We start from the raw sequence: 4,540 nt of genomic DNA on the forward strand, positions 1-4,540 counted from the left end.
GCCGTTTTCAAAGCGCAAAGATTCGGCGCGGGTTCAGGTAAAAGTGAAGTAAGCGTCCGTCCAGTGGTGTACGGACAATACTTTTTGGGTATTGAATGCTGCCATTTGGGTTTCCTGTCAGTAAAAGAAATGGGAAGTGTTTATTTGGGACGTGTGTCAGAATGAAAATATCTGCCCAATTCGGGATAAAGCTAAAATTCTAAACGAAACGGATGGTTGCGACAATGCTTGATGCACAGCGATTATATGCCGTTTGAAGGGCTTTCAGACGGCATAGCGGGATAGGCGGTGCCTTACGGTGGCATATCCGCAAGGTAAATCAGGGAAATCGAGGCTGCCAGCCTGAGCGCGTCCCGTCCCCAGCGGGGGTGTTCCAGCCCGCGTATTGGGAGGATCGGTTTGACGGTGGCGGCAATCAGCCTTTGTATTTCTGCAGGCTGCGCTGACAGTACGCTGCCCCATTTTTCCGCTGCCGCTTCCAGTAGTCCGCCGTTTTTCAATATCAGCGCGGTAGAATGAATGTAGCAGAGCCAATCGCGGGCTTGGCATTGCGCTATGGTCAGGACTTCGGAAGGGTCGTCTTCAAAGTCCAAAAAGCTGATGTTTTTTCCGTCCGACATCATATTCCGTGCAAACGCCTGACTGAGGAACTGCCGTTTTTCATGCACATGGGCAATGGCTTCCAAACCGGCAAGCCAAGCGTCTGCCTTTCCGGCTTCGGCTTCTTTGCGGATTTGCGTATCGAGCGGGACCCCTTCCAAATTGCCGAACATAAGGGCATTTTTCCGGACGGCGAGCAATTCGGGAACGGCTATCCCCGCAGAGCGCAATTCGTACAGGCGTTTCGACTCGGTTGCAATGGCAGGCTCACCTCCGAGGCTGGGGACCGGCTTCAACAACCCCAGTTTCAAATATCGGGCAACCATACCGAGCAGCGCGTAACGCCATCGCGCATTGTGCCTGCCTGCTTTGCGTACCCATACCTTGGTTCCGTCGGCTAGCAGGTGGGGGGCGATGGCGGCCTCCTGTTTTGCCGCCAGTTCGTCCAGCAGGATGGAAAAACGGGTTTTATGCATAGGTAAAGTCATTTTCTTTCAATCTTAAGTTTGGACGGAATGCCGCCCACACGGGACATCAGGCAAGGGTTTGTTTGATGATGCCTTTTACCGCATCCGCACTGTTCGGCACGGTTTGCACGCGCTGCGGCAGGTTTTCCAAACCTTCCAGAGCGGTGGGGCGCGGAATGGCGACATCGCCGACGGCTTCGCGTATGGTCGCATCGAATTTCGCTGCCAACGCAGTTTCCAAACAAACAACCGTTTCACCTTCTTCACGCACTTCACGGGCAACTTTGACGCCATCGGCTGTATGCGGATCAATCAATTCATGATCTTGCTCGTAAACCTGTTTGATGGTGGCAAGGCGGTTGGCATGGGTCGATTTACCGGAAACAAAGCCATATTGTTGATGTACTTTGTTTAAGGCAAATTCCAAATTGAAACCTTTGCCGGAACCTACTTCAGCCCATAAGGTTTTGATTTCGTCCGCATCGCGGCCCATCAGGTCAAACACAAAACGCTCGAAGTTGGAGGCTTTGGAAATATCCATAGACGGGCTGGATGTGACGTGGGTGTGTTCACTGTTGCGAGGGCGGTATGCGCCGGTTTTGAAAAACTCGTCCAATACGTCGTTTTCATTGGTGGCGACAATCAAGCGGTGGATTGGCAGGCCCATTTGACGAGCGATATGGCCGGCGCAGACATTGCCAAAGTTGCCGCTTGGTACGCAGAAGCTGACTTTTTCGTCATTGCTCGAAGTGGCGTTGAAATAACCGGCAAAGTAGTACACGACTTGGGCGACAATGCGGCCCCAGTTGATGGAGTTGACTGTGCCGATGTGGTATTTGGCTTTGAATTCGGCATCGTTTTGTACGGCTTTGACGATGTCTTGGCAGTCGTCAAACATGCCTTCAACAGCGATGTTGTGGATGTTGGCATCTTGCAAGCTGAACATTTGCGCGCGTTGGAATGCGCTCATTTTGCCTTCCGGAGACAGCATGAAGACATTGACGCCTTTTTTACCGCGCAGGGCATATTCGGCGGCAGAGCCGGTGTCGCCACTGGTGGCGCCTAAGATATTGAGTTCTTTGCCTTCTTTGTTCAATACATATTCAAACGCATTGCCCAAGAATTGCATGGCCATGTCTTTGAATGCCAAAGTCGGGCCGTTGGAGAGGGCTTGAATTTTGATGCCGTCTGAAAGTGTACGAACCGGAGTAATGGCTTTGGTGCCGAATACTTCTTCGGTGTAGGTGCGGTTGATGATATCGCGTAAATCATCAGCAGGGATGTCGGTGGCAAACAGGCTCATGACTTCAAACGCCAGCTCAGGATAGCTGAGTGTGCGCCATTGGTCTAAAGTAGCACGGTCGATTTGAGGGTATTGCTCAGGTAGCATCAAACCGCCGTCAGGAGCCAAACCCATCAATAAAACTTCGCTGAATTGCTTGCGTGCGGTTGCACCGCGGGTGCTGATGTATTTCATGGTTTCTTCTCTATATATTTAAAATTCAAATAGAAAGTCAAAACGAATTCAGACGGCCTCGATATTAAAAAGGCCGTCTGAACGATTATTTGTAGAGTCGTTTGAAGCAGGCGGTAACCGTTTTCGCGGTAACGGAAGCAATGGCCTGATCGCGGGTTGCCGGGCTCAATACCTGCATCATTTCGGTTGCAGTCAATTGGTTTGGCGCTTCTTCGCTGGCGCAGCCGCAGATTTTATTTTCCCATTCGGCTTGTTTTTCCGCGCTCATAGCCAAAGCAATGACGCGCCATTCGTTACGTTTGTTCAATTCGGTACGGCATTGGCTGTCTACCGCCATTTTCACTACGCTGCTGCCGATACCTGTACCGCTGCCCAAGCCGCCGAAAGATTCGCCGCCAGTAGCGCATGCACCCAATAAGAAAACTGATGTAACAGCTGCCAAAAGAGTTTTTGAAGTCATGATGTTTCCTGTAAGCAAGGCCGTCTGAAACGCCCGAAGAGTTCTCAAAATAGCATGTATTATACCGTAATGTGGCCCGATATGTGTGTTTGCGAAACTGCCGTATAATGCTAGCGAGTTTTCTTTTCAATCAGCCAGCACGAAAGCCGCTATGTCCGACCTTTTTGCCCGTCAACCCGAAGCCCCTTTAGCCGAACGCCTGCGCCCACATTCTTTAGACGATGTCATCGGGCAGCAGCACTTAATCGGCGAAGGCAAACCTTTGCGCGTGGCGGTCGAGGGTGGAAAGCCGCATTCTATGTTGCTGTGGGGGCCGCCGGGTGTAGGCAAAACCACGCTGGCACGGATTTTGGCGCAGAGTTTCAATGCCCAGTTTCTGCCTGTTTCCGCTGTGTTTTCCGGCGTGAAGGACATACGCGAGGCAATCGATAAAGCCGAAATCGCTTTGCAGCAGGGACGCGCGACGATTTTGTTTGTCGATGAAGTTCATCGCTTCAACAAGGCGCAGCAGGACGCGTTTTTGCCGCATGTCGAAAGCGGTTTGCTGACCTTTATCGGCGCGACGACGGAAAATCCGTCGTTTGAAGTCAATCCCGCGCTGTTGAGCCGCGCGCAGGTGTATGTTTTACAATCCTTATCTTCAGACGACCTCAAGAAACTGATTGCCAAAGTCTTGGCTTTGCCCGAATATCGAGATTTCACGATTGAAGCCGATGCGCAAGAGCTGCTCGTCAATACCGCCGACGGTGATGCGCGCAGATTGTTAAATCTGTTGGAACAACTTTTACGTGCTGCCGATACACGTCGTCTGAAACCCTTAACCGCCGAATTTCTCGCCGATAGTTTGGGTGCGCAAATCCGCCGTTTTGATAAGGGCGGAGAGAGTTTCTACAACCAAATTTCCGCGTTGCACAAATCCGTGCGCGGTTCGCATCCTAACGCGGCATTGTATTGGTTCTGCCGTATGCTCGACGGCGGTACCGACCCGCGCTATCTTGCCCGCCGCATTGTCCGCATGGCATGGGAAGACATCGGCTTGGCCGATCCGCGTGCCTTAACGATTGCCAATGATGCTGCCGCTACTTATGAGCGCTTAGGCTCGCCCGAAGGCGAACTCGCGCTGGCGCAAGCCGTGCTGTACCTTGCCGCCGCCGCCAAATCCAACGCGGGCTACAAGGCATACAACCAAATGCGCCGCTTCGTTAAAGAAAACGCCAGCGATGAAGTGCCTGTTCATCTGCGCAATGCGCCGACCAAGTTGATGAAAGAATTGGGCTACGGACGCGAATACCGCTATGCCCATGATGAGCCTAACGCCTACGCCGCCGGCGAAAGCTATATGCCCGACGGCTTGGATGAACCTGATTTCTACCAACCTGTCCCGCGCGGACTGGAAATCAAAATTGGCGAAAAGCTGAAATGGTTGAAATCTTTGGATGAAGATGCGCTGGATGATTAAAACAATAAATGTGCATAATACAAATCTAAGATCAAATTGAATTTTTCAGACGGCCTTTGCTGTTTGAATATTTTTAA

4 protein-coding genes are annotated in these 4,540 nt (G+C 51.6%); 1 reads left to right on the forward strand and 3 read right to left on the reverse strand.

Annotated features, from left to right (window positions below; translation table 11 throughout):
- Nucleotides 1-293: 293 nt before the first annotated feature.
- The 3 genes from Q1M25_RS08375 to Q1M25_RS08385 form a co-directional block, all read right to left on the reverse strand.
- Nucleotides 294-1,088 carry a hypothetical protein gene (locus Q1M25_RS08375; protein ID WP_150537733.1) on the reverse strand — a complete coding sequence of 265 codons (795 nt, stop codon included), beginning with the start codon at nt 1,086-1,088 and terminating at the stop codon, nt 294-296.
- A gap of 46 nt (nt 1,089-1,134) precedes the next feature.
- Nucleotides 1,135-2,544 (reverse strand): threonine synthase, encoded by a 1,410-nt coding sequence (thrC, locus tag Q1M25_RS08380; RefSeq protein ID WP_300483812.1) that lies wholly within the window; start codon nt 2,542-2,544, stop codon nt 1,135-1,137.
- Nucleotides 2,545-2,629: 85 nt separating this feature from the next.
- On the reverse strand, nt 2,630-3,004 hold the full coding sequence (locus tag Q1M25_RS08385; RefSeq protein WP_293202763.1) for a hypothetical protein: 375 nt from the start codon (nt 3,002-3,004) through the stop codon (nt 2,630-2,632).
- 151 nt (nt 3,005-3,155) lie between these two features.
- Here Q1M25_RS08385 and Q1M25_RS08390 point away from each other — a divergent pair, with 151 nt between their 5' ends.
- The gene (locus Q1M25_RS08390; protein ID WP_300483813.1) at nt 3,156-4,463 is read left to right on the forward strand and encodes a replication-associated recombination protein A; all 1,308 of its coding nucleotides are present in this window, start codon (nt 3,156-3,158) and stop codon (nt 4,461-4,463) included.
- Nucleotides 4,464-4,540 lie beyond the last annotated feature (77 nt).

This window comes from uncultured Neisseria sp., assembly GCF_951230505.1.
Lineage (GTDB): Bacteria > Pseudomonadota > Gammaproteobacteria > Burkholderiales > Neisseriaceae > Neisseria.

Coding starts and splice junctions, on each gene's coding strand:
- Q1M25_RS08390 (WP_300483813.1), top strand. CDS start 3,156: ATGTCCGACCTTTTTGCCCGTCAACCCGAAGCCCCTTTAGCCGAACGC.
- Q1M25_RS08375 (WP_150537733.1), bottom strand. CDS start 1,088: ATGACTTTACCTATGCATAAAACCCGTTTTTCCATCCTGCTGGACGAA.
- thrC (WP_300483812.1), bottom strand. CDS start 2,544: ATGAAATACATCAGCACCCGCGGTGCAACCGCACGCAAGCAATTCAGC.
- Q1M25_RS08385 (WP_293202763.1), bottom strand. CDS start 3,004: ATGACTTCAAAAACTCTTTTGGCAGCTGTTACATCAGTTTTCTTATTG.